We start from the raw sequence: 19,724 nt of genomic DNA, 5'->3' as shown, positions 1-19,724 counted from the left end.
TTTAGAATTCAACCATCTCATTCCGAAAGCCATCGATCAACGCCGTTAAGTCTCGATGCCACTCGCGTAAAATTTTGGTATCGGGTAACCATGCCTGAGGGGTTTGAGTTACTTTGATGATCAAATTGGATGAAGTTTCTGACTCAGGTTCAGGTGTACTCGGCTCTGGCGCATACTGACACAAGCGATAAGCACGTTTTAACTCGGCAATGAAACCTTCTTTCGAGAGTTGTTGCATTACAGTCACTTCAGGCGAGACTTGGCCCTTAGCTGCCATATGCTCCTCTATGGACTTCAAGGTCGGGGTAAAGTCATTTAAGCGGTAGTAACGGACCAACTCTTGTAGAAACGCAAGCACTGCGCCATGCAAGTGAAACACAGCAGCCTCACGGTAAGCCTGAGCTTGTTGCACATGATCAATTTGTTCTGCTTGTTGACATGAAAGTCGAGCAAAGTAGAGTTTTTGGTTAGTGCGATCAGCATGGTAACGGGCAACACGAGTCATGAAGGGTGTTCCTAAGTTTTGGCGTTTATAACAATTCTAAGAGTAATCTTTCTATACAGCAGTGCATAATAAAAATTATGCATGATCTATTTCAATAAAATAAATCTTTCTTTTTGCTATGACAGGCATCGAAATATGCATGGGACGCACATTTGTGAGTACCCAAGCCCAATATCCCTCTTCCCAATATGATGCCATCGCCGAATCAAGCTCATCTTCTCTCCATGAGTGAATCGACTCAACATCAACCATAGCAACAGCATACCCCAACTCTTCATCGTCCTCGTGGGTTAAATAGTGCTTATTTTCCACAATAATCAAATCTTTGAGTGGCCATTGCTCTGGTCGCCAAGAACGGATCTCTAAGGTTTTATTTCCTTGAGAAATTTGTCGTCCCATCGGCGCAACAATCGATAAAGCTGGATAGAATTTTTTCATTTTATCCCATAAAAAAGGAGCATCCATTGCTCCTTTTTATTTATGCTTCTGGCTTCTCAGGTTTATCTTCCGCCTGTTTGACGCGGATACCAGTGCCATGCAAACGTAGTGTATTAAGCCCTTTAATGGCTTTAATCGCTTCACGTACATGCGGCATTTCAACAAAAGCAAAACCTTTCGATTTACCTGTTGCTGCATCAAGGATTAAATTACATGATGCAACTGTGCCGTATTGCTTAAATAATTCAAGCAGTTCAGCTTCAGCCACTGTACGCTCTAAATTACGAACTAAAATTTTCATCTTACAACCTTCAAAAATAGGCAAAATCATCAAAAAGCAATCGCCTACGCTACTTTCTGAACATTGCACAACAAATACCACAATGTAATCTGTTTAGTTTAATCGAGATTAATACCAAAATCTAAATTAATCGATTGGCGCTCAATTAAAGCACTCTTTACCGTTTGCTGACGAGGTTTATGATGGGTTTCCATGCTACACAAATTTCGCGTCAGATCATTCAAAAAATAACTTTCGACTTTACGCCCTTGCTCATCAATCACGTCTCGCGCCCACAGACTTAAATTTTGCTTGGTTAAAATCAGCTCATTCTGAGCACGGGTCAGTGCCACATACAAGACCCGACGCTCTTCTTCGACATCATTAAAATCACCTTGGGCACGTGCATGCGGATATTGCCCCGGGGTGACATTGACGACATAACAGACTTTTTGCTCTGTACCTTTGGCCGAGTGAATGGTAATCAGGGTGACGACATCGCTATCGGACTGGCGTTCAATTTCCGAAATCGACACAGGATCAAGCACATATTCCTCTAAGAACTCACCTAACTGGTTATGTTTAGACGCCAATTGTTTGACCAGTTCAAAGTCCCCTTGGCGGCGGTTCCAGTCTTTTTTATAATTTTCCGCCAATTGTGCTTCAATCGCCTGAACACCCAAACTGACACAAGCCTGTACTTCCTGTTTCAGTACCGTCATTTGCTTCATGATCAACAAGGTTTCAGCTGGAATCCGCCCAAATTTTTCTAATTTATCAAAAATCAAATTAAACTCAGGCTCCAGTAAAAGTTGCTGAGCAAGACGGCTTGCCCCCACATCTCCCACCCCATTCCACAGGGTGAGAAAACGCATCCATGCAATATCATCCAGAGGATTGGCAATCACGCGCAGCAAGCTCAGTAAATCTTTCACATGCGCGGTTTCAAGCAGTTTCATGCCCCCAATAAATCGATAGGGGACATTGGCTGCAATACATGCTGCCTCAATATGCCGTGCTGCAAAGCTGGAACGCACCAAAACCATATGATCCGACCATTTACTGCCTTGTAAGTAATGGCGCTCTTTAATGTCGATCGCAATCCATTTTGCTTCATCAAACTCATTTGGGAAAATGTGCATGCAAGGCTTCACACCCTCCCCCCGATGAGCATCTAGGCGTTTGTTATATTGAATCTCAGATTGATCGAGCAGCCAATTTGAAAGGTCTAAAATTTCTTGGGTTGAACGATAGTTTTGCTCCAATTTAAACACCTGAGCATTCGGCACACGGTCTTTAAAATGATGAATATTTTCAAAATCTGCCCCACGGAAACCATAAATTGACTGTGCATCATCGCCGACGCAGAACAGGCTCACTTTGTCTTTGAGAGGTTCAAGCAAGGCCCACTGCAAAGGGTTGGTGTCCTGCATTTCATCGACCAGCATGTGTTTGCAGAGCGATGCCACATAGTCGGCTAAACCATCTGACTGGTCGAGTGCTGAAGCCACGATCGCAAGAATATCGTCATAATCTAAAAAGCTACGGGCACGCTTGCGTGTCTCGTACTCTTTCATGATTTCCGCAATTTGATCTTTAAAAGCCAAATGCTCAGGATGCTGTTTTTCTAAGGCATCACTCAGCTTCTGACGCGTATTTCGTGCAAAAGAATACAGATCACACAGTTCTTGCGGTTTAGGCAGTTGATTGGGATTTTTCTTGTCATCTTTCCCACGAATCAGACGGAACATCATCAGCTGATCATCACGATCAATAATTGAAAACTGCTCTAAACCAAAGGCTTTCGGTACACGGCGCAGCAGATACATACAAAAAGTATGAAAAGTAGAAGCACGCAGCCCTTTTGCCTGCTCACCTAAAGCCAGCTCCACTCGCGCCACGATCTCGCTGGCTGAACGACGAGTAAAGGTTAAAATCTGAATTTGGTTGGCAGGAATCCCTTGATCAATTAGGTACGCCGCTCGTGCCACAATGGTTTTCGTCTTGCCACAGCCAGCCCCTGCGAGCACCAGACTGTGTTGCGACTCAGTCGTGGCAGCTTGTTTTTGTTGCGGGTTTAATTCATCAATTAGGCTGGCTAAACTCATAATCACTCATCAATTCGTGGATGCTGCTAGTCTAACAAATCTATGACGTCAATATGAGGCTCCAGCAATGATTATCCATTTCTGTCTGAAATACACCTTCAGATCTATGACCCAGACCTTATGCTCGAACCGCTTACTGCCTCAAAAAATTAAAACTCACCTTGCTCAGTATGATTTAAAAGCAAAAGTCGGGTGATGTCCTCACAACTGTTTTGCAAATTCTGCTCTGCATTTTTCAATGCTGTTGCTAAATCACAGTTGAGTTCATTGATCGAAACAATTTGACTAAACCCTTCATCAAATAATGCCTCAATATCCTCTCCGACACGTCCAGCAAAGGCAATCACAGGTTTATTCAACTGCTGGGCTAACTGAGCCACCGCCCACGGCGTTTTACCAAACTTGGTTTGGAAATCGATACTACCTTCACCAGTAAACACATAATCAGCTTGCTTTATTTTCTCAGCCAGTTGAGTTTGCTCAATCACCCATGTCGCGCCAGACTGAAGCTTAGCGCCTGTAAAAGCCATTAGACCAAATCCTAGCCCACCTGCGGCGCCTGCCCCTGCAAAATTACGTATCTGTAGATTAAGCTGTGTTTCCACCACATCTGCAAAATGACTCAAATTTTGATCCAACTGCTCAACTATCTCTGCGCTCGCCCCTTTTTGCGGGCCAAACACATACGATGCACCCTGTGCTCCACACAGCGGATTAGTGACATCGGAGGCAATCAAAACTTGAACCCTTTGCAAGCGTGGGTCTAAAGCTTGCATATCGATCTGTTCAATATCTTGTAAATGGCCACCACCAACGGGCACTTCCCGCCCTTGTGCATCTAAAAAGCGTACTCCAAGCGCCTGTGCCATGCCACTGCCTGCATCATTGGTGACACTGCCTCCAAGAGCCAAAATAATTTTGGACACGCCTAGATCCAATGCATGGCAAATCATTTCGCCTGTCCCCAAAGTCGTAGTCAGGAGTGGATTGCGTTGCGTAGGTTCAAGCAGATGAATACCATTGGCTTTGGCCATTTCAATAACAGCCGTTTGCCCACTATCAAATAGGCCCCAATACGTTTTAACTTGTTGTGATGGCAATGGCCCCGTTACTTCACATTCGACTTTTTGGCCTGCTAAAGATGTTAATAAAGCATCGACTGTGCCTTCGCCGCCATCTGCCATGGGTACATGTATACATACAGCATCAGGGATTATGTTTTGAATTCCACGCTGCATCGCCGCACAGGCCTGTTCTGCTGTCATACTTTCTTTGAATGAATCGGGCGCTAAAATAAAAGTTGTCATCATCCATAATTTTTTTAGAAAATTTAATTTATTAATAACACGATTTATAAATTTCCCGCCCGCATTTTTCTCTTTTCATTGTCCTTGACACAGTTCGTTGTGATTGAAACTGAATACATCTCGATAAAGTCAAAATAACCTCAATGATTTTTTAATTTTAAACATAGAAGAGCTTTACTGTGCTGTCACCAAAACGACCACCATAGTTCATTTGGTTTTAATGCATAAATTAAACAAAGTGCGAATCAATTAGCCGATAAAATCATCATTAAACATTCAACGCTCTTTAAAAAAATAGGTGATGTATGCAACGAATTAACTTGGGAAAAGCCGCACCTGAACTGTATAAAACGGTTTTAGAACTCGAAAATTTATCCATGCAAAAAGTCCAACAAGCAGGTCTTGAGATTGGGTTTTCACACTTGCTGAAACTAAGAGCCTCACAGATTAACCAATGTGCGTTCTGTGTGCGTATGCATACACAAGATGCCATGAAAGCAGGCGAATCAATGGAACGGATTGCCCTCATCAGTGCATGGCAAGAAAGTGGATATTTTTCCGAAAAAGAACGCGCCGCGCTGATTTTAATTGAAGAAATTACACTCATTGCTCAGCAGCATTTCCCCGACTCGGCGTATCAACAAGCAGCAAAAAACTTATCCGATGCAGAAGTTGCTGCTATTGAATGGATCGCGATTGTGATTAACACGTGGAATCGTATTGCGATTTCAAGTCAATATGCCGTCAATCCATAAGCCTGCCATTCAGCTTTTCAAATGATAAAAGCACACGAAAAAGGGAGCCTGCATGAGGCTCCTTTTTATGTTTTAAGAATGCTTTATTCAGATTGGCTTGCTGGTGGAATCTGCTTAATGGCTGCCGCTAGAGTCAGATAATTAATCCCTTGGAATAAAATATCAAAAGCAAGGAATAAGCCCAGCACCCAAAATGGGGCATCTGGTGTGGTTAAAATCATAATGCCTGCCAGCAGAGTTAAAACACCAGAAAAAAGTGTCCAGCCCCAACCTTGGAATGCTCGAAATAAGATGGCATTAAAGATGCGAATGACCCCTGCAATAATCAAGAAAACCGCTAAAACACTGGTCAAGACAATGGCTGTTTTCACAGGTGTAGTAAATGCATAATAGCCCGCGACCAAATACAACACACCAAACAGTGCCCATAGCCAGCGGAAGCCACCCTCAAAAATCTTAAAGGCTGCGATGAAGTGCAGAACACCACCTATCATCATGAGCACGCCAAAGATAAACACCACCGATAAGGTGGCAAAAGGCAAAGCGGCCAAAAGGACGAAACCAAACAACACCAATAAAATCCCTAAACCCAAATACCATTTACGATTTTCATGGAGTTGATGGCGAACTAAATCATTACCGACTGTTTTCATCTTCTTCTCAAGTTTGATTTTCGTTCACTTAGTTTTAACATGTTTTGCAGCGAACTTGTAGGTTTGAGTTTATCCACACAATCAATCCATACTGTGGATAAACTCAGCATTATCCACAGTTACTTTTTCCACCCAATTTCAATCGCAGTGATCTCATTCACCAATGTTTCATCAATCGATTCAGGCATTTTACTCTGTGTTTGTGAGGTTGGAATGTGCCCGGCCATTAATTCAGCTTTGGCTTGAGGGAACAGTGGTTGTTGATTTGGATAAGCATAACCCACAGGATACATCGGCTGACCTGTGGCTAAGTCGTATTTATCACTGGCACCAAAGGCATGTAAAAGCTCATGTGCAAGAACGACTTTGTTTTGCTCGGTTTGCTTGTTAGATGCAAATAAATTCACCGAACCGATGCGACCTTTTTGCAAAGCTGTCGAGTGTTTCAGCTCTTTGGTCAGTGCTGGGTCATAATAGTTCAAATACAAAGTAACAGCTGGTGCACCATCTGAACCTTGATGGTTTTTCCATGCATAATAACGGAACTTTAAACTCCACAAGACCGTATCTAATAAACTTGCCTGCTCAGGCACTTTCGGTGGTAGCTGTTTGAGTTCACGCCCAAGTTGGAAGTAAATCGCAATCGGTTGACCGCGATATGTCGCCGACATCTGCTCTAAATAACCTTGTACCCCTTTTAAGTTCGCAGGCGTCAATTGCTGTATATATTGCTGAGTTGTACCTTGCCCATCTGCATTAACTGGATGCAGTAATACAATAATGGGCTTACTCCAATCTTGGTTCTGATCCCGATAAGCATTCAAAGCAACCACAAATAAAATCAGCAGCAAGATTAAAATACGAAGTTTTTTCCACATATCCCCAAAATCCAATTTTCTTAATCACTTATCTAAAAATATCAACTGATTTAGTACGCCAATAAAATCTAAAGCAGAACTCTATTAATTTTTACAAACTTATTATTATCTAATTCTTTAAACTCAAGCCAACCAGAGTGTATTGATTCTACAGCTTCTTCATAATTTCGGCTTTGTTGCATAAATATGTAAGCATCTGATTTAAATAAATTTAATTTTGGATCAAAAAATAATCAAAACTTTTAAAATCATATAGTTATGAAATCTTTGTGCAACAAAGCCGATCACTATCTGAAATTAAATTTTCTATATAAATGAATTTATCACAAGCTTTCTTAAAAGCCTCTGGAGTTTTCTTTTTCCCAAATCCATAAACACTTAAGCCATTTTCACGGATACGAGATGCTAAAGGGGTAAAATCACTATCGCTAGAAACGATACAAAAACCATCCAAGGCCCCAGCATAAAGTAAGTCCATCGCATCAATAATTAAAATCATATCTGTAGCATCTTTACCTTTTGTATAGGCAAACTGCTGAACTGGCGTGATTGCATGAGGTAAGAGAACCTCACGCCAATTTTTCAAAGTGTCGCTGCTCCAATCACCATACACACGTTTAACACTTGCAATACCATATTTAGCCACTTCTTCAAGTACTGATGGAATTGCACTAATAGATGAATTATCAGCATCAATTAGCACTGCAAATTTTTTTGTTTGTATTTCCACATACACCCCAAATATTATGATTATTTAAAAATTATTTTGACATAAAAAATGCCCACCAAAGTGAGCATTTCTTGATTATTTCTAAGTAATTAGAACTTAAGCTTCAACCCATTTTCCATCATTGAACACCAATGACCATTTGGTTTGCTTACCTTCAGGCGTTTCAGAACCAATATATTGCGCTTGATTCTTACGGCTAAATTTCACCAAAGTTGGATTCCCTTCAGGGTCAACATCAGGTGCTTGCAAAATAAACTGATACTTCGGATCAAGCTGATCGGCAACACTACGAAGTTCCGAAACTTTTGGTGCACGTGTTTCACGTACTTTCGGGAACTTACTTGCTGCCAAGAATAAACCAGCCGCCCCATCACGTAATACAAAAAAGTCATCATGCTTAGTTGAACGTAAGTGTTCCATCTTAATCGGGTCTACACGCGGAGGTGCAGGTTGGCCACTTTTTAAGACTTTCCGTGTGTTATCGCAGCTTGAGCAAGCAAAATAAGGACCAAAACGACCCGTCTTCAGCTGCATTTCCCCATCACACTTATCACATGGAATGGTTGGACCATCATAACCTTTGATTTTGAACTCACCTTCTTCAAGTTCAAAACCAGCACAGTCTGGGTTATTACCACAGACATGTAGCTTACGACCACCATCGATCACATAACTATCCATCGCAGTTTCACAGATTGGACAGCGTTTTTTCGACATCAAATCTGCTGTTTCTGCTGCATCATCATCAGAAAGTGCGGCAAGTGATTCAACTGGGGTTAAGTTCAACGTACCTTTACAACGCTCTTTCGGCGGTAAGTTATAGCCAGAGCACCCTAAGAAGACACCTGTGGTTCCCGTACGAATCTGCATTGGACGGTCACATTCTTTACAGTGAACCGCTTCCACCTCTACAGGTTGATTGCGGCGCATACCGCCTTCACCTTGTGCATTGGTCAGGCGTTTTTTAAAGTCGCCATAGAAACTGTCGAGCAACTCTTTCCAGTTGCGTTCGCCATCAGCCACTTTATCGAGCTGACCTTCTAAGTCCGCGGTAAAGTCATAGTTCATGAGGTTATTGAAACTTTCATCTAAACGATCAGTAACAATCTCACCCATTTTTTCAGCAAATAGACGACGGTTTTCCAGTTTGACATAACCACGGTCTTGAATGGTCGAGATAATCGCCGCATAGGTCGATGGACGACCAATGCCCTTTTTCTCAAGCTCTTTCACCAATGACGCTTCAGTAAAACGTGCAGGTGGCTTGGTAAAGTGTTGCGATGGATCTAATTTTTCAAGCTTCAGAATTTCACCGACTTTCACCGCAGGCAATAACACATCATCATCTGACTTGTTTTGACCACGGACTTTAGTGAAACCATCAAAGACTAAGGTGCGACCTTTGGCTTTAAGTTCAACACCGTTGGCATCCACTAAAATAGTCGATGACAAGTATTCGGCTGGTGTCATTTGACACGCTACGAATTGACGCCAAATCAAATCATACAAACGTTGTGCATCACGTTCCACACCCACCAAGCTGTCGCCTTTTAATGCCACATTCGATGGACGAATCGCTTCGTGGGCTTCTTGTGCACCCGCTTTGTTACCATAGCGGTTCGGCTTAGCAGGCAGATATTTCGCACCAAACTCGGTCTCAATATGATGACGCACCATATTCACCGCATCGTCACTCAAAAAGGTCGAGTCGGTACGCATATAGGTAATAAAACCCGCTTCATACAAACGCTGCGCCAACATCATGGTTTTCTTCACAGAGAAACCCAAACGTGTACTGGCTGCTTGTTGTAAAGTCGAGGTGATATACGGCGCGCTCGGATTCACCTTGGTTGGTTTATCTTCGCGTGCTGAAACTTTGTAATCTGCGTCTTTAATGAGCTTCAATAAAGCATCGGTATCGGCTTTATTGCGTAGCTTTAAGGCTTTACCTGCTTGTTTGACGGCTTCTAAACGAATCTCATCGGTCTGTGACTTAGTGTCTGCAAAAACTTGCCAGTATTCTTCGGGAATAAACGCACGAATTTCACGCTCACGCTCAACTACCAGTTTAACTGCGACAGACTGAACACGACCTGCCGATAAACCACGAGCAATTTTTTCCCAAAGTAAGGGCGAAATCATAAAGCCGACAACACGGTCTAAAAAGCGGCGTGCTTGTTGCGCATTAACTTTATCGATATCAAGGCGTGCTGGATGCTTGAATGCATCTTGAATGGCATTTTTGGTAATTTCGTTAAACACCACACGTTGATAACGTGAGTCATCCCCACCAATCACTTCTTTTAAATGCCAAGCAATTGCTTCTCCTTCACGGTCCAAGTCCGTTGCGAGATAGACCTCATCAACTTGCGATGCAAGCTTTTTCAGTTCAGCAACCACATGCTCTTTGCCTGGAAGCACTTCATAATGTGCTTTCCAGTCATGCTCAGGATCAACCCCCATACGATTGACCAGTGCATTTTGTGCTTTTTCAGCTTTCTGAGCATCGGTCAGTTTGGTTCGTGTTGCTGGCTTCTTTTCTGCAGTCTTACTAGAACCACCTGTAGGTAAATCACGCACGTGACCCACAGACGACTTCACAATGTAATTCGAGCCTAAATATTTATTGATTGTTTTCGCTTTTGCAGGCGACTCCACAATCACTAAAGCACGCTTTTTCCCAGCCTCAGGAGAATCTGCTGTAGTACTTTTGGATGTGGACCGAGGAGCTTTCGCCATATTAACCGTTAATCCTGTTTCAATGGGTCTGTAAAATTAAAGTTCAGCCAAAGACTGTAAATATGCTTTCATGGCATCTAACTGGGTTGCTCTTAAGTCAGAATGCTCATCCCAATAGAGTCCCACGCAGTTTGCTTGCATATCAATAGCATAAATACCCTTTAATTCAATGGGTAAATGTTTAAACTTGTCATCACCTGTAATGAGCTCAAGCTGCTGATCAACAACGCGAGCGCGCATTAAAGGCAAGCGTGCTTCTGGAATCAGGACACTGTAGTACGCCACCATGCTGGCACGGTTTTCCGAAGCCATTGGTATTTTCGTCCAGTCAGGTGCTGCGACTAAACGCGGGTGTAAACCCATCTTGCGCGCTTTATCACGCATTTCACCTAAAGCTTTCTCTCTTGGACTTACACGAAGTCCAAAAATCGAGCCGAGGATGAATAAGATGATAAATCCGACAACCCAAATTCCAGTATTTTCCATAGCACAACCTTTTTATTCCTTTATTAGAGTTGCATAAGCACAATATAAAACGCAAGTTTGAACGATAAAATTAATTTAAGAACATTTCATGACTATATAGAACTTCATGTCCATTCCAGTAAATATAGCCTTTATCGAGTAACTCTTTCAGTAACATACGCACATCTGACTTCGGAAACATTTGCTCAAGCAAATCACGGAGTGCATAGATATCTTTGGGTTTATTGGTTTTTAACTCGCGCAGTTTTCGTGCAACCTCAAGCTGTACAGGGTCAATCTGTGCAAAGTTTTTAAACAACTCTTGTTGCGCGGACTGCGTATCTACAGTTGGTTCAAGCTTATCCACGACACTGTCTTTTTGCAGTTGCTGTAGCGCTTGCTGCATGCTTTGCGGCTGTGAAATTGGGTCTTGTTCATCTAAATTCAGTGCCAACCACTGCTTCAACACTTTTTTACGAAAGCGAATCTGTTCATCATAACGTTTGATGATTTTCAGATTAATCAACATCCCCACTACCCGCTGCGTCTTTTCAGGTACGAGTTGCAAAATATTACTTATTGAATTTTTTAGACCGTCCAATGTGGACGGCTTGCCTGACATTTTTCCCAAAGCATCACAATATTTTTTGACCATTTTTAAATAAGGCTGATTTTTGATGCTGTCTAAACTGGGAAGGTGACGTTGACTCGGTACAGCTTCAGACTGAATGAGGATCAAATTGCTCTGAATATCCGAAGATTGCATTAAGTCCAAAAGTATTTCTGTTGTATTGACCGCAGAGATAATTTCAACCTGCGTCTCTGGCTCAAGCAAAGCCATTAACTGCCCCACCACCACGGCATATTCGAACTCTTTTTGCTCGGCTTTGGGCGTGTCTAAAATCACCACTTGACCACTACTGATCCAAGCAGCCAGTTCCGTCAAATCTTGCAATGCATACTCGAATTGACCTTGGCAATGAAACAAATACAAAGTCGGATAATGCTCCACAATCTCGCGCAACAATTTGGCCGTCGGAACATTATTTTCAAGGTCAAGAAGAACAACTTTTTGAGTCATAGGACAGTTTTTATGGGATGCACCAGAAAGCGGGTATTAGAGTAGGAACTGCATCAAAGGTCAAATGATTTTGTCAGTCAAATCGAGCTTTGAGTTGGGTAAAACAAAAAAGAGACAAGACTCAGCAATATCTGAATCCCACATCACAGCATTTTTTTAGCCCAAGACAGCAAATGAACTTAATAATGTGGTGGACGATCAGCCATCGGGTCAAATGTCGCAATTCCATCGGACAAATCTGAAGATTCAACACGTTGATACAAAATTTGCATTTGTTTTTTTAAATCAGCAATTTCCAGCCCTTGAATCACCAATTGCTCATTGAGTTGTTCAACTAAATCATCTAAAAATGCAATTCGGACTTGCAAATCTTCAATGGGTGCGGACAATGGCGCTTGATTATCAATATTTTGTTGTTTAGACACTTCAAGTCCTCATTTGAGATTTTTCAGGAAACATTATGGCCTATATTACTTTAAGGGATGTCCAACTTGCGTTTGGTGGACCTGCCTTGCTCGACGGCGCGAACTTTTCATTGGAGCGCGGTGAACGAGTGTGTTTAATTGGTCGTAATGGTGAAGGTAAGTCTACTTTACTTAAACTGATCGAGGGAAGTTTATTACCCGATTCTGGTGAAGTTTCTCTACAAAATGGCATCACCATTTCCATGTTGGCGCAAGACGTGCCGATGGACTCAGGCAAAGTGGCGGATATCGTGGCGGACGGCGCAGGTGAAGCCGCAGATGTGCTCAGAGCCTATCATGAAGCCAGTGATGCTTGTGTATTGGGTGATATGGATGCATGTGACCGTATGGGTAACTTGCAACATAAAATGGATATGTTAGATGGCTGGGCTTTAGAAACCAAAGTCAATTCCATTTTAAGCAAAATGGGCCTAGACCCAGATGCCGATTTGGCCGATTTATCCGGTGGACGTAAGCGCCGTGTCTTACTTGCACGTGCACTCCTTACCCAACCCGATGTGCTATTACTAGACGAACCAACCAACCACTTGGACGTTGAAAGTATTGAATGGTTAGAAAAATTTCTACTCGATCAAAATAATTTAACTTTACTGTTCATCTCGCATGACCGTTCATTTGTTGACAGTATTGCAACTCGTATTGTAGAGCTTGACCGTGGCACTTTGCGCAGTTACGAGGGTAACTACTCACGCTACCTCGAACTAAAAGCACAGCAAATGGAAGCTGAGGAAAAGCAGAATGCACTGTTTGACAAACGTTTAGCTGAAGAAGAAGTGTGGATTCGCCAAGGGATTAAAGCGCGTCGTACCCGTAACGAAGGTCGTGTACGTGCCTTAAAAGAATTACGTGAACAGTCGAAAGCGCGCCGTTCGCAGCAAGGCAAAGTCAGCATGGCAACACAAGACGCTAGCCGTTCAGGTAAAGTAGTCTTTGAAATTGAAAACTTAAGTGTTCGCTTTGGTCATGATGCACCTATCATCAAAGACTTCTCTGCATTGGTGCTCCGTGGTGACCGTATTGGTCTTGTTGGTGACAACGGTGTCGGTAAAACTACCCTCATTAAAGCCATTTTAGGCGAACAAGAACATACGGGTACGGTGAAAACAGGTACGCAATTGGAAGTGGCTTACTTCGACCAATTACGTAATGCTCTCGACCTTGAAAAATCTGTCAAAGATAACGTGTCAGAAGGTTCTGACCATGTCGATGTGAATGGCAACCGTCGTCACATTTACAGCTATTTGCAAGATTTCTTGTTCTCACCAGAACGTGCGCGTACACCAGTCAAAGCTCTTTCAGGCGGTGAGCGTAACCGTATTCTTTTAGCCAAGTTACTACTTAAGCCATCGAACTTAATCGTGATGGACGAACCCACCAATGACTTGGATATGGTGACACTAGAGCTGCTAGAAGAAATGTTGTCCGACTACAAAGGCACCTTACTGCTTATTTCGCATGACCGTGCCTTTATGGATAACGTGGTCACCTCAACTTGGGTGTTTGATGGTAAAGGCAATATCGATGAATACATCGGTGGTTACCAAGATTACTTACAACAGCGACCAGACCAAACTGCGGTTGATCAAAAAAGTGCTGTGAAAAAAGCAGCAGCGAAAGCTGAAGCGAACGCAGCACCTGCTAAAAAAGTCAAACTCAGCTATAAAGATCAACGTGCGCTTGAACAACTGCCTGCCGAAATGGAAGCACTGGAAAAAGAGCAAGCGGAAATCAATGCCTCACTTGCAGATGGTTCATTATTTATTTCAGATGCAGACAAGGCCATGACGTTGTCGAATCGTTTGACTGAAATTGATGAGCTATTGCTGGAAAAACTGGAACGTTGGGAAGAACTGGAAAATTTAACCAAATAATTTCTCATGAGTTCCATAAAAAAACTCCGCGTCACGCGGAGTTTTTTTATGGAACTCAGCTGAGGGTGCCCACCACCATCGAGAAGATGTGCATCTCTTCCATTTGCATATGGGTGCGTTCGTCTACATCATCCAAGCCTATATAACATCACATTTGCAGAGTGCCGACATCGGGTTGATTCTGAACATTGACCCTTCATTCTTGCTTCATGCTAAACTCGAAACATTCTTTTTTCAGCCTTTATCGCAATTTATGAGTTCGAAGCCAGACTATCAACCCGGTGAATTTCAGTGGTCTTTTCTGCACCCCAAATATTGGGGCGTTTGGATTGGTATCGTCTTTCTCATGATATTGGCGATTCTCCCATGGGCAATTCAACACCGACTGGCCACCCTCTTAGGCAATCTCAGTTTTAAATATCTGAAGTCGAGGCGTAAAACCACCGTTCGTAATCTGGAGGTGTGTTTCCCTGAATGGTCGGCCCAAGAAGTCCTTGAAAATGCCCGTTTAGTTTTTGTCGATCAAATGCTGGGCGCATTTGAAACGCTGAATGCGTGGTATAGCCCAAAGTGGTTTACTGGCCGTGTCAGTATTGAAGGTTTAGAACATATTCAAAAAGCACAAGCAGAAGGTAAAGGCGCACTGCTTTTAGGCACCCACTCTACTTTGCTCGATGCGGGTGGTTATCTATGCGCGCAGTATTTTGAACCAGATGTGGTGTATCGCCCACAAAATAATCCACTGCTGGATATGCTCATCTACCGCTGCCGTGCCACCATTTATGCACATCAAATTGATCATGATGACATGCGTGGTTTAGTCCGTAACTTAAAAAATGGCCATGCCATTTGGTATAGTCCAGATCAAGACTTTGGTTTAAAACAAGGTGTTATGGCGCCATTTTTTGGCGTTCCCGCAGCGACCGTTACAGCACACCGTCGTTTATTGAAAATGACCAAAGCCGCAGCCATTCCTCTGTATTTTTATCGTGATGGGGATATTAAAAACCCACAATACAAAGTGTTGATTGAACCTGCGGTGGAAAACTTACCCAGTGAAGATGAAGTCGATGATGCGACACGAGTGAATCAAATTATTGAAAATCAACTCCGTATTGCTCCGACTCAATATATGTGGTTCCACCGTCGCTTTAAAACTCGCCCTGCAGGCTATGACAAGATTTATTCTTAACAAAAAAAGGGCTGCTTAAAAAGTAGAACCCGAGTTCTGCGTCCTGCAAAACTCGGGTACATGAGGTTGTGCTTTCAACGTTATTCTTGTTTTATTCGGTGGCATTCCATACCTACATCATATCCATGATGATTTCCATCAGCTTCAACTTCCATACTGGGATGATCCATTCCCGCTCCATCTGCTGATGAGACTAGAATACGGGGATACCAAATGACTAACCATTCGTCAGATTCCCAAATCCCTGTAAGCCATATCCTACACTGATGAAATCCGAGCGCCCGTATGTTTACTGGTAATCTTTAGCAATTTTATCTGTAACCTGCTTACCTTCTCGTTCCGCTTTCTCAATTCCATCTTCAATCGCCTCCTGCGCCTCTTGCTCATCGGCTTCGGTTTTTTCCAGCTCTTCTTGTACTTGCTCAAACACCCGACCTGTTTGAAGCACCACATATACAGGGAAATGATCTGAACCAATATGTGGTAAACGCTGCATCTGCACTAAGGCAAAATCCCTACTGTGAAAAACATGATCCAGTGACCAGCGCAACAAAGGATAGTCGGCATGAAAAGTATTGACAAAATGTCGTCCGACTCGGGGGTCTAGCAGCCCACTGATCCGTTGAAAAAGCCGTGTCGTGCGCGACCATGCCACATCATTCAAATCCCCCATCACAATGCAACTTTCATCCAAATCTTTAATCTGATCCCCGACTATCAATAATTCAGCATCACGTAAAGTAGAGTCTTTGGCTTCTGTCGGACTTGGCGGTTTCGGGTGTAAGCAATACAGTTGCACTGGTTGTCCTGACCTTAAGATGACTGTGGCATGAATCGAAGGAATTTCATCGCTCAAAATAAACTTAACGTCAATATCTTTAAGCGCTAAACGACTGTACAAATGCATGCCATACAGATTATCCAAAGGCACTGCAACCCGATAGGGATAGTCATCTTCTAATACACTCAAGGCTTGTTCCCAATCTGCATCCGACTCTAAAGTCAAAATCAAGTCTGGTTGATGCTTACGAATCTGTTGCAGCAATAAGTGGTATTGCGTATTGGGCGTTAGTACATTCGACACAATTAAAGAAATCTGACATTCTGGCTGTAACTCTGTTTTGGCAACCGTTTTGACCTGCTTTTTCCATACAAAGGTATAAGGCAACACCATTTTGAGTTGGTACGCCACTGCCGCAATTAATCCCAGAAAAATAGCTTCACGTACCCAATCCCAAGGCGCATCCCAAAGCAACATCAAGATAAATGCAATCAACCCCAATGCCAAAATCTGTAAGCGTGGAAAATCTGCGCCTCGAAACCACCATTCATCTCGTGGAATCAGTGACCAGAAGCTTAACCAAATCACAACACATGCTAGCAACTCAAACCAGATCATAGATACCCACTCTTATATTCTTAATTTTTTGTAGATTCATAAATTAATATCAATTTTGCATGTAACATAAACAAGATATATTGCACAATATAATTGCTGTTTTCATTGTGTAGTGCTTGCAGTTAAGCGCTCTTTTGATACACTCGAATCCCCTTTTAATTTTTAACGCACCGAGGCAAAGTGACATGAAAGTAGGTCTGGTCGGTTGGCGCGGGATGGTTGGTTCCGTCCTAATGCAACGTATGGTTGAAGAGAATGATTTTGCTCATTTTGAGCCATTTTATTTCTCTACCAGTAATGCAGGCGGTGAAGCGCCTGCGTTTGGCGGTAAAACTGCCCCAGCACTTATGGATGCATCAGACATTAACAGTCTGAAGCAAATGGATGTCATTATTACCTGCCAAGGCGGCGACTATACCTCAGAAGTTTTCCCGAAGCTCAAAGCGGAAAACTGGACAGGCTATTGGATTGATGCGGCATCTACACTTCGTATGGAAGATGAAGCCATCATCGTACTTGACCCTGTCAACATGAACGTGATTAAAGATGGTTTAGTGAACGGTACCAAAACATTCGTGGGCGGTAACTGTACAGTTTCACTGATGCTGATGGGCTTAGGTGGTTTATTCCAAAACAATTTAGTGGAATGGGCAACCTCGATGACTTATCAAGCAGCATCGGGTGCTGGTGCGCAAAATATGCGTGAACTGATCTCTGGTATGGGCTATTTGTACAACAACACCAAAGATTTGTTAGATGACCCACGCTCTCCAATTCTAGATATCGACTCTAAAATTGCGGAATTACAACGTGGCGAAGGTTTCCCTTCAGCAAACTTTGGCGTGCCATTAGCAGGCTCACTCATTCCTTATATCGACAAACAATTAGACAGCGGTCAGTCGAAAGAAGAATGGAAAGGTCAAGTTGAAACCAACAAGATCTTGGGCAACCAGCAAATCGTTCCGATTGACGGTCATTGTGTACGTATTGGTGCGATGCGTTGTCACTCTCAAGCTTTAACATTAAAGCTGAAGAAAGACGTGCCTCTCGATGAAATCGAAGATATGTTACGTAGCGCAAACCAATGGGCAAAAGTGGTTCCAAATACCCGTGAAGCGTCTATGACTGACTTAACACCTGTGGCTGTAACAGGCACATTAACTGTTCCTGTTGGTCGTCTACGCAAATTGAATATGGGCAAAGAGTACTTAGGTGCTTTCACTGTCGGTGATCAATTGCTTTGGGGTGCTGCAGAACCCTTACGTCGTATGCTCCGCATCCTGATTGACTACAAAAATACTTAAGCATTTACCCGCTAAAGTATTAAGCCGATCACACTTGATCGGCTTTTTTTTGTAACCCTGATGTTAACGTTTTACAAATAACACACAACTCGCTAATCTATAATTTTCGCTTTGCGATCTGTGACCGAGCTAAAGATTAAGATGACCGTAAATAACAAATTAAAGATAGCCATTTTAGCCATTATTGCTTCGCAAAATGTGAATGCGATCACTGTTGATCCTATTCAAATTCAATCTGCACCTGGGGAACTGTTGTATGCAGAATTGAACTTTCACGATGCCGATCCGAATGCTCCGATTCAAGCCAGTCTAGCTAGCGCAGAAGATTTAATGTCTCTTGGTGTCATGCATCAGCCGCCCAGTAATCTGAACTTTTTTATCCGTCGTACCAGCGCCAGTACAGGTGTGATTACGATTACCTCTTCACGTCCTTTAACGGAAGCAGAACTCAACATTGTCGTCAAAATCAAAGAAGGCAATGCGGCACGGCTACAACATATTAAAACAGCCAATAAACGCTCGGCAGCACTTCAAGCCCGCACGAATAATAATGAAAAAGCGTTAAAACCGGTGGTGATTGTCAACGAAAAAGAGATTGCGCTGAACTTACCTGTCAGCACACAATTCAATAGCTTAAAAACAACAGCTGCGCCGACGACAAACACGACGCCCCTCAAACTCAATAACCATACCCCACCGAGCATGAGTGCGACCGCTATTACAGCGCCAACGCAAGTTATCTCAGTAGCCTCTACGCAAATTGCAGCAACTGCTCAAACATCAGTTCCACGTGTTGAACCGATTACTCAAGCAAAAAAATCGGCAGATCCGTTGGTGCAAAAGTATGCCGATTCAGTTCAAAAATCAGATACACCCATTTCTGCACAGGCTAACCCTCAAGCCACTCCATCGACAGCAAAAACAATACCTGCTGCCCCTGCAACTACTGCACGCCAAGCCGCACCTCAAAGTGCCCATGTAGTTCGGTCGAATGAATCTCTATGGGGCATTGCATCGCGTATTGCTGCTGAAGAAAACCGTCCTGTCGGTGAAGTCATGCAACAAATTAAAGCCAAGAATGAACATGCCTTTATTCAAGGTGACGTAAACCGCTTACGTCGTGGTGCCAACCTCAATTTAACAGGTCTACAAACGGTAAAATCAGAACAAAAAGTCTCCGTTTCATCACTTTCAAAACAAAGTTCACAGCAATCCGGCAAGGCGAAATACCGCCTCAATCAAGCAGAGATGAGTTTGGTTGCAGAGAAAGAGCAAGATTCAAGCCACGGTTCTGCCAAGAAGTCGACAGAAAAGAATCAAACATCAAACGAGTTGTCATTAAAAGTTATGACATCCCGTGAAAAAACCGTTAAATTACAGAGAAACGTAACACAATTAGAAGTGGCACTTAATCAGAAAGATCAGAGAATTCAATTACTAAACGCTCGTCTTGCACAATTGCAACAACAATTGAAAGCACAACAAACTGAGAAAAAGCCAACACACTAAAGTGTTATTTTGATTATTTGATTTT

17 protein-coding genes and 1 pseudogene are annotated in these 19,724 nt (G+C 42.8%); 5 read left to right on the top strand and 13 right to left on the bottom strand.

The features are described from left to right. Nucleotide 1 precedes the first annotated feature (1 nt). The 5 genes from MF4640_RS10735 to MF4640_RS10715 all read right to left on the bottom strand — a co-directional run bounded on the left by MF4640_RS10735 (nucleotide 2) and on the right by MF4640_RS10715 (nucleotide 4,641). Complete coding sequence (locus MF4640_RS10735) at nucleotides 2-505, bottom strand: DUF6586 family protein (RefSeq protein WP_004978994.1); 504 nt, start codon at nucleotides 503-505, stop codon at nucleotides 2-4. A 75-nt stretch (nucleotides 506-580) separates the two neighbouring features. Further along, nucleotides 581-943 (bottom strand): ASCH domain-containing protein, encoded by a 363-nt coding sequence (locus MF4640_RS10730; RefSeq protein WP_202970032.1) that lies wholly within the window; start codon nucleotides 941-943, stop codon nucleotides 581-583. Nucleotides 944-983: 40 nt separating this feature from the next. Beyond that, nucleotides 984-1,244, bottom strand: coding sequence for an RNA recognition motif domain-containing protein (locus MF4640_RS10725; RefSeq protein ID WP_078389568.1), 261 nt, complete (start codon nucleotides 1,242-1,244; stop codon nucleotides 984-986). 98 nt (nucleotides 1,245-1,342) lie between these two features. Beyond that, nucleotides 1,343-3,331: an ATP-dependent helicase gene (locus MF4640_RS10720; RefSeq protein ID WP_005400847.1), complete on the bottom strand. Its 1,989-nt coding sequence runs from the start codon at nucleotides 3,329-3,331 to the stop codon at nucleotides 1,343-1,345. 149 nt (nucleotides 3,332-3,480) lie between these two features. Next, on the bottom strand, nucleotides 3,481-4,641 hold the full coding sequence (locus tag MF4640_RS10715; RefSeq protein ID WP_171263876.1) for a glycerate kinase: 1,161 nt from the start codon (nucleotides 4,639-4,641) through the stop codon (nucleotides 3,481-3,483). 302 nt (nucleotides 4,642-4,943) lie between these two features. Between MF4640_RS10715 and MF4640_RS10710 the strand changes: the two genes are divergently transcribed. Further along, nucleotides 4,944-5,393, top strand: coding sequence for a carboxymuconolactone decarboxylase family protein (locus MF4640_RS10710; RefSeq protein ID WP_078389559.1), 450 nt, complete (start codon nucleotides 4,944-4,946; stop codon nucleotides 5,391-5,393). A gap of 83 nt (nucleotides 5,394-5,476) precedes the next feature. On the opposite strand, the gene MF4640_RS10705 is transcribed toward MF4640_RS10710, so the two are convergent. The 7 genes and pseudogenes from MF4640_RS10705 to MF4640_RS10675 all read right to left on the bottom strand — a co-directional run bounded on the left by MF4640_RS10705 (nucleotide 5,477) and on the right by MF4640_RS10675 (nucleotide 12,364). Continuing rightward, the gene (locus MF4640_RS10705) at nucleotides 5,477-6,046 is read right to left on the bottom strand and encodes an HdeD family acid-resistance protein (protein ID WP_004978978.1); all 570 of its coding nucleotides are present in this window, start codon (nucleotides 6,044-6,046) and stop codon (nucleotides 5,477-5,479) included. A 119-nt stretch (nucleotides 6,047-6,165) separates the two neighbouring features. Continuing rightward, complete coding sequence (locus MF4640_RS10700; protein ID WP_078389558.1) at nucleotides 6,166-6,924, bottom strand: hypothetical protein; 759 nt, start codon at nucleotides 6,922-6,924, stop codon at nucleotides 6,166-6,168. A 283-nt stretch (nucleotides 6,925-7,207) separates the two neighbouring features. After that, a pseudogene (locus MF4640_RS10695) lies at nucleotides 7,208-7,654 on the bottom strand (NYN domain-containing protein); the annotation flags it as partial. Nucleotides 7,655-7,750: 96 nt separating this feature from the next. Next, on the bottom strand, nucleotides 7,751-10,393 hold the full coding sequence (gene topA / locus MF4640_RS10690) for a type I DNA topoisomerase (RefSeq protein WP_078389556.1): 2,643 nt from the start codon (nucleotides 10,391-10,393) through the stop codon (nucleotides 7,751-7,753). Between the two features lie 36 nt (nucleotides 10,394-10,429). Then, nucleotides 10,430-10,879 (bottom strand): ammonium transporter, encoded by a 450-nt coding sequence (locus tag MF4640_RS10685; protein ID WP_004692510.1) that lies wholly within the window; start codon nucleotides 10,877-10,879, stop codon nucleotides 10,430-10,432. Between the two features lie 70 nt (nucleotides 10,880-10,949). Continuing rightward, nucleotides 10,950-11,939 carry a hypothetical protein gene (locus MF4640_RS10680; RefSeq protein ID WP_078389555.1) on the bottom strand — a complete coding sequence of 330 codons (990 nt, stop codon included), beginning with the start codon at nucleotides 11,937-11,939 and terminating at the stop codon, nucleotides 10,950-10,952. A gap of 179 nt (nucleotides 11,940-12,118) precedes the next feature. Continuing rightward, on the bottom strand, nucleotides 12,119-12,364 hold the full coding sequence (locus MF4640_RS10675; RefSeq protein ID WP_004692513.1) for a SlyX family protein: 246 nt from the start codon (nucleotides 12,362-12,364) through the stop codon (nucleotides 12,119-12,121). A 35-nt stretch (nucleotides 12,365-12,399) separates the two neighbouring features. Between MF4640_RS10675 and MF4640_RS10670 the strand changes: the two genes are divergently transcribed. Together MF4640_RS10670 and MF4640_RS10665 are read left to right on the top strand one after the other, a co-directional pair. Then, nucleotides 12,400-14,295 carry an ATP-binding cassette domain-containing protein gene (locus MF4640_RS10670; RefSeq protein ID WP_078389554.1) on the top strand — a complete coding sequence of 632 codons (1,896 nt, stop codon included), beginning with the start codon at nucleotides 12,400-12,402 and terminating at the stop codon, nucleotides 14,293-14,295. Between the two features lie 253 nt (nucleotides 14,296-14,548). After that, nucleotides 14,549-15,487: a lauroyl acyltransferase gene (locus MF4640_RS10665; RefSeq protein ID WP_078389567.1), complete on the top strand. Its 939-nt coding sequence runs from the start codon at nucleotides 14,549-14,551 to the stop codon at nucleotides 15,485-15,487. A 289-nt stretch (nucleotides 15,488-15,776) separates the two neighbouring features. Here the strand turns inward: MF4640_RS10665 and MF4640_RS10660 are convergent, their stop codons facing one another. Beyond that, nucleotides 15,777-16,886: an endonuclease/exonuclease/phosphatase family protein gene (locus MF4640_RS10660; RefSeq protein ID WP_078389553.1), complete on the bottom strand. Its 1,110-nt coding sequence runs from the start codon at nucleotides 16,884-16,886 to the stop codon at nucleotides 15,777-15,779. Between the two features lie 185 nt (nucleotides 16,887-17,071). Between MF4640_RS10660 and asd the strand changes: the two genes are divergently transcribed. Both asd and MF4640_RS10650 read left to right on the top strand, forming a co-directional pair. Beyond that, nucleotides 17,072-18,190 (top strand): aspartate-semialdehyde dehydrogenase, encoded by a 1,119-nt coding sequence (gene asd, locus MF4640_RS10655; protein WP_004692521.1) that lies wholly within the window; start codon nucleotides 17,072-17,074, stop codon nucleotides 18,188-18,190. Between the two features lie 141 nt (nucleotides 18,191-18,331). Next, entirely contained in the window at nucleotides 18,332-19,699 is a 1,368-nt protein-coding gene (locus tag MF4640_RS10650) for a FimV family protein (protein WP_078389552.1), read from the top strand. The last annotated feature ends 25 nt before the right edge of the window (nucleotides 19,700-19,724 follow it).

The sequence above is a fragment of the Acinetobacter sp. MF4640 genome, assembly GCF_002018895.1.
Taxonomy (GTDB): Bacteria; Pseudomonadota; Gammaproteobacteria; order Pseudomonadales; family Moraxellaceae; genus Acinetobacter; species Acinetobacter johnsonii.
The sequence above is the reverse complement of the archived record's forward strand: the minus strand, read 5'-3'. Positions and strand labels throughout refer to the sequence as shown.

Bases quoted from the DNA above. Each gene is read 5' to 3' on its own strand.
- MF4640_RS10705 (WP_004978978.1), bottom strand. From the start codon at position 6,046: ATGAAAACAGTCGGTAATGATTTAGTTCGCCATCAACTCCATGAAAAT.
- MF4640_RS10720 (WP_005400847.1), bottom strand. From the start codon at position 3,331: ATGAGTTTAGCCAGCCTAATTGATGAATTAAACCCGCAACAAAAACAA.
- topA (WP_078389556.1), bottom strand. From the start codon at position 10,393: ATGGCGAAAGCTCCTCGGTCCACATCCAAAAGTACTACAGCAGATTCT.
- MF4640_RS10730 (WP_202970032.1), bottom strand. From the start codon at position 943: ATGAAAAAATTCTATCCAGCTTTATCGATTGTTGCGCCGATGGGACGA.
- MF4640_RS10725 (WP_078389568.1), bottom strand. From the start codon at position 1,244: ATGAAAATTTTAGTTCGTAATTTAGAGCGTACAGTGGCTGAAGCTGAA.
- MF4640_RS10710 (WP_078389559.1), top strand. From the start codon at position 4,944: ATGCAACGAATTAACTTGGGAAAAGCCGCACCTGAACTGTATAAAACG.
- MF4640_RS10700 (WP_078389558.1), bottom strand. From the start codon at position 6,924: ATGTGGAAAAAACTTCGTATTTTAATCTTGCTGCTGATTTTATTTGTG.
- MF4640_RS10650 (WP_078389552.1), top strand. From the start codon at position 18,332: ATGACCGTAAATAACAAATTAAAGATAGCCATTTTAGCCATTATTGCT.
- MF4640_RS10670 (WP_078389554.1), top strand. From the start codon at position 12,400: ATGGCCTATATTACTTTAAGGGATGTCCAACTTGCGTTTGGTGGACCT.
- MF4640_RS10715 (WP_171263876.1), bottom strand. From the start codon at position 4,641: ATGATGACAACTTTTATTTTAGCGCCCGATTCATTCAAAGAAAGTATG.
- MF4640_RS10660 (WP_078389553.1), bottom strand. From the start codon at position 16,886: ATGATCTGGTTTGAGTTGCTAGCATGTGTTGTGATTTGGTTAAGCTTC.
- MF4640_RS10680 (WP_078389555.1), bottom strand. From the start codon at position 11,939: ATGACTCAAAAAGTTGTTCTTCTTGACCTTGAAAATAATGTTCCGACG.
- asd (WP_004692521.1), top strand. From the start codon at position 17,072: ATGAAAGTAGGTCTGGTCGGTTGGCGCGGGATGGTTGGTTCCGTCCTA.
- MF4640_RS10735 (WP_004978994.1), bottom strand. From the start codon at position 505: ATGACTCGTGTTGCCCGTTACCATGCTGATCGCACTAACCAAAAACTC.
- MF4640_RS10685 (WP_004692510.1), bottom strand. From the start codon at position 10,879: ATGGAAAATACTGGAATTTGGGTTGTCGGATTTATCATCTTATTCATC.
- MF4640_RS10665 (WP_078389567.1), top strand. From the start codon at position 14,549: ATGAGTTCGAAGCCAGACTATCAACCCGGTGAATTTCAGTGGTCTTTT.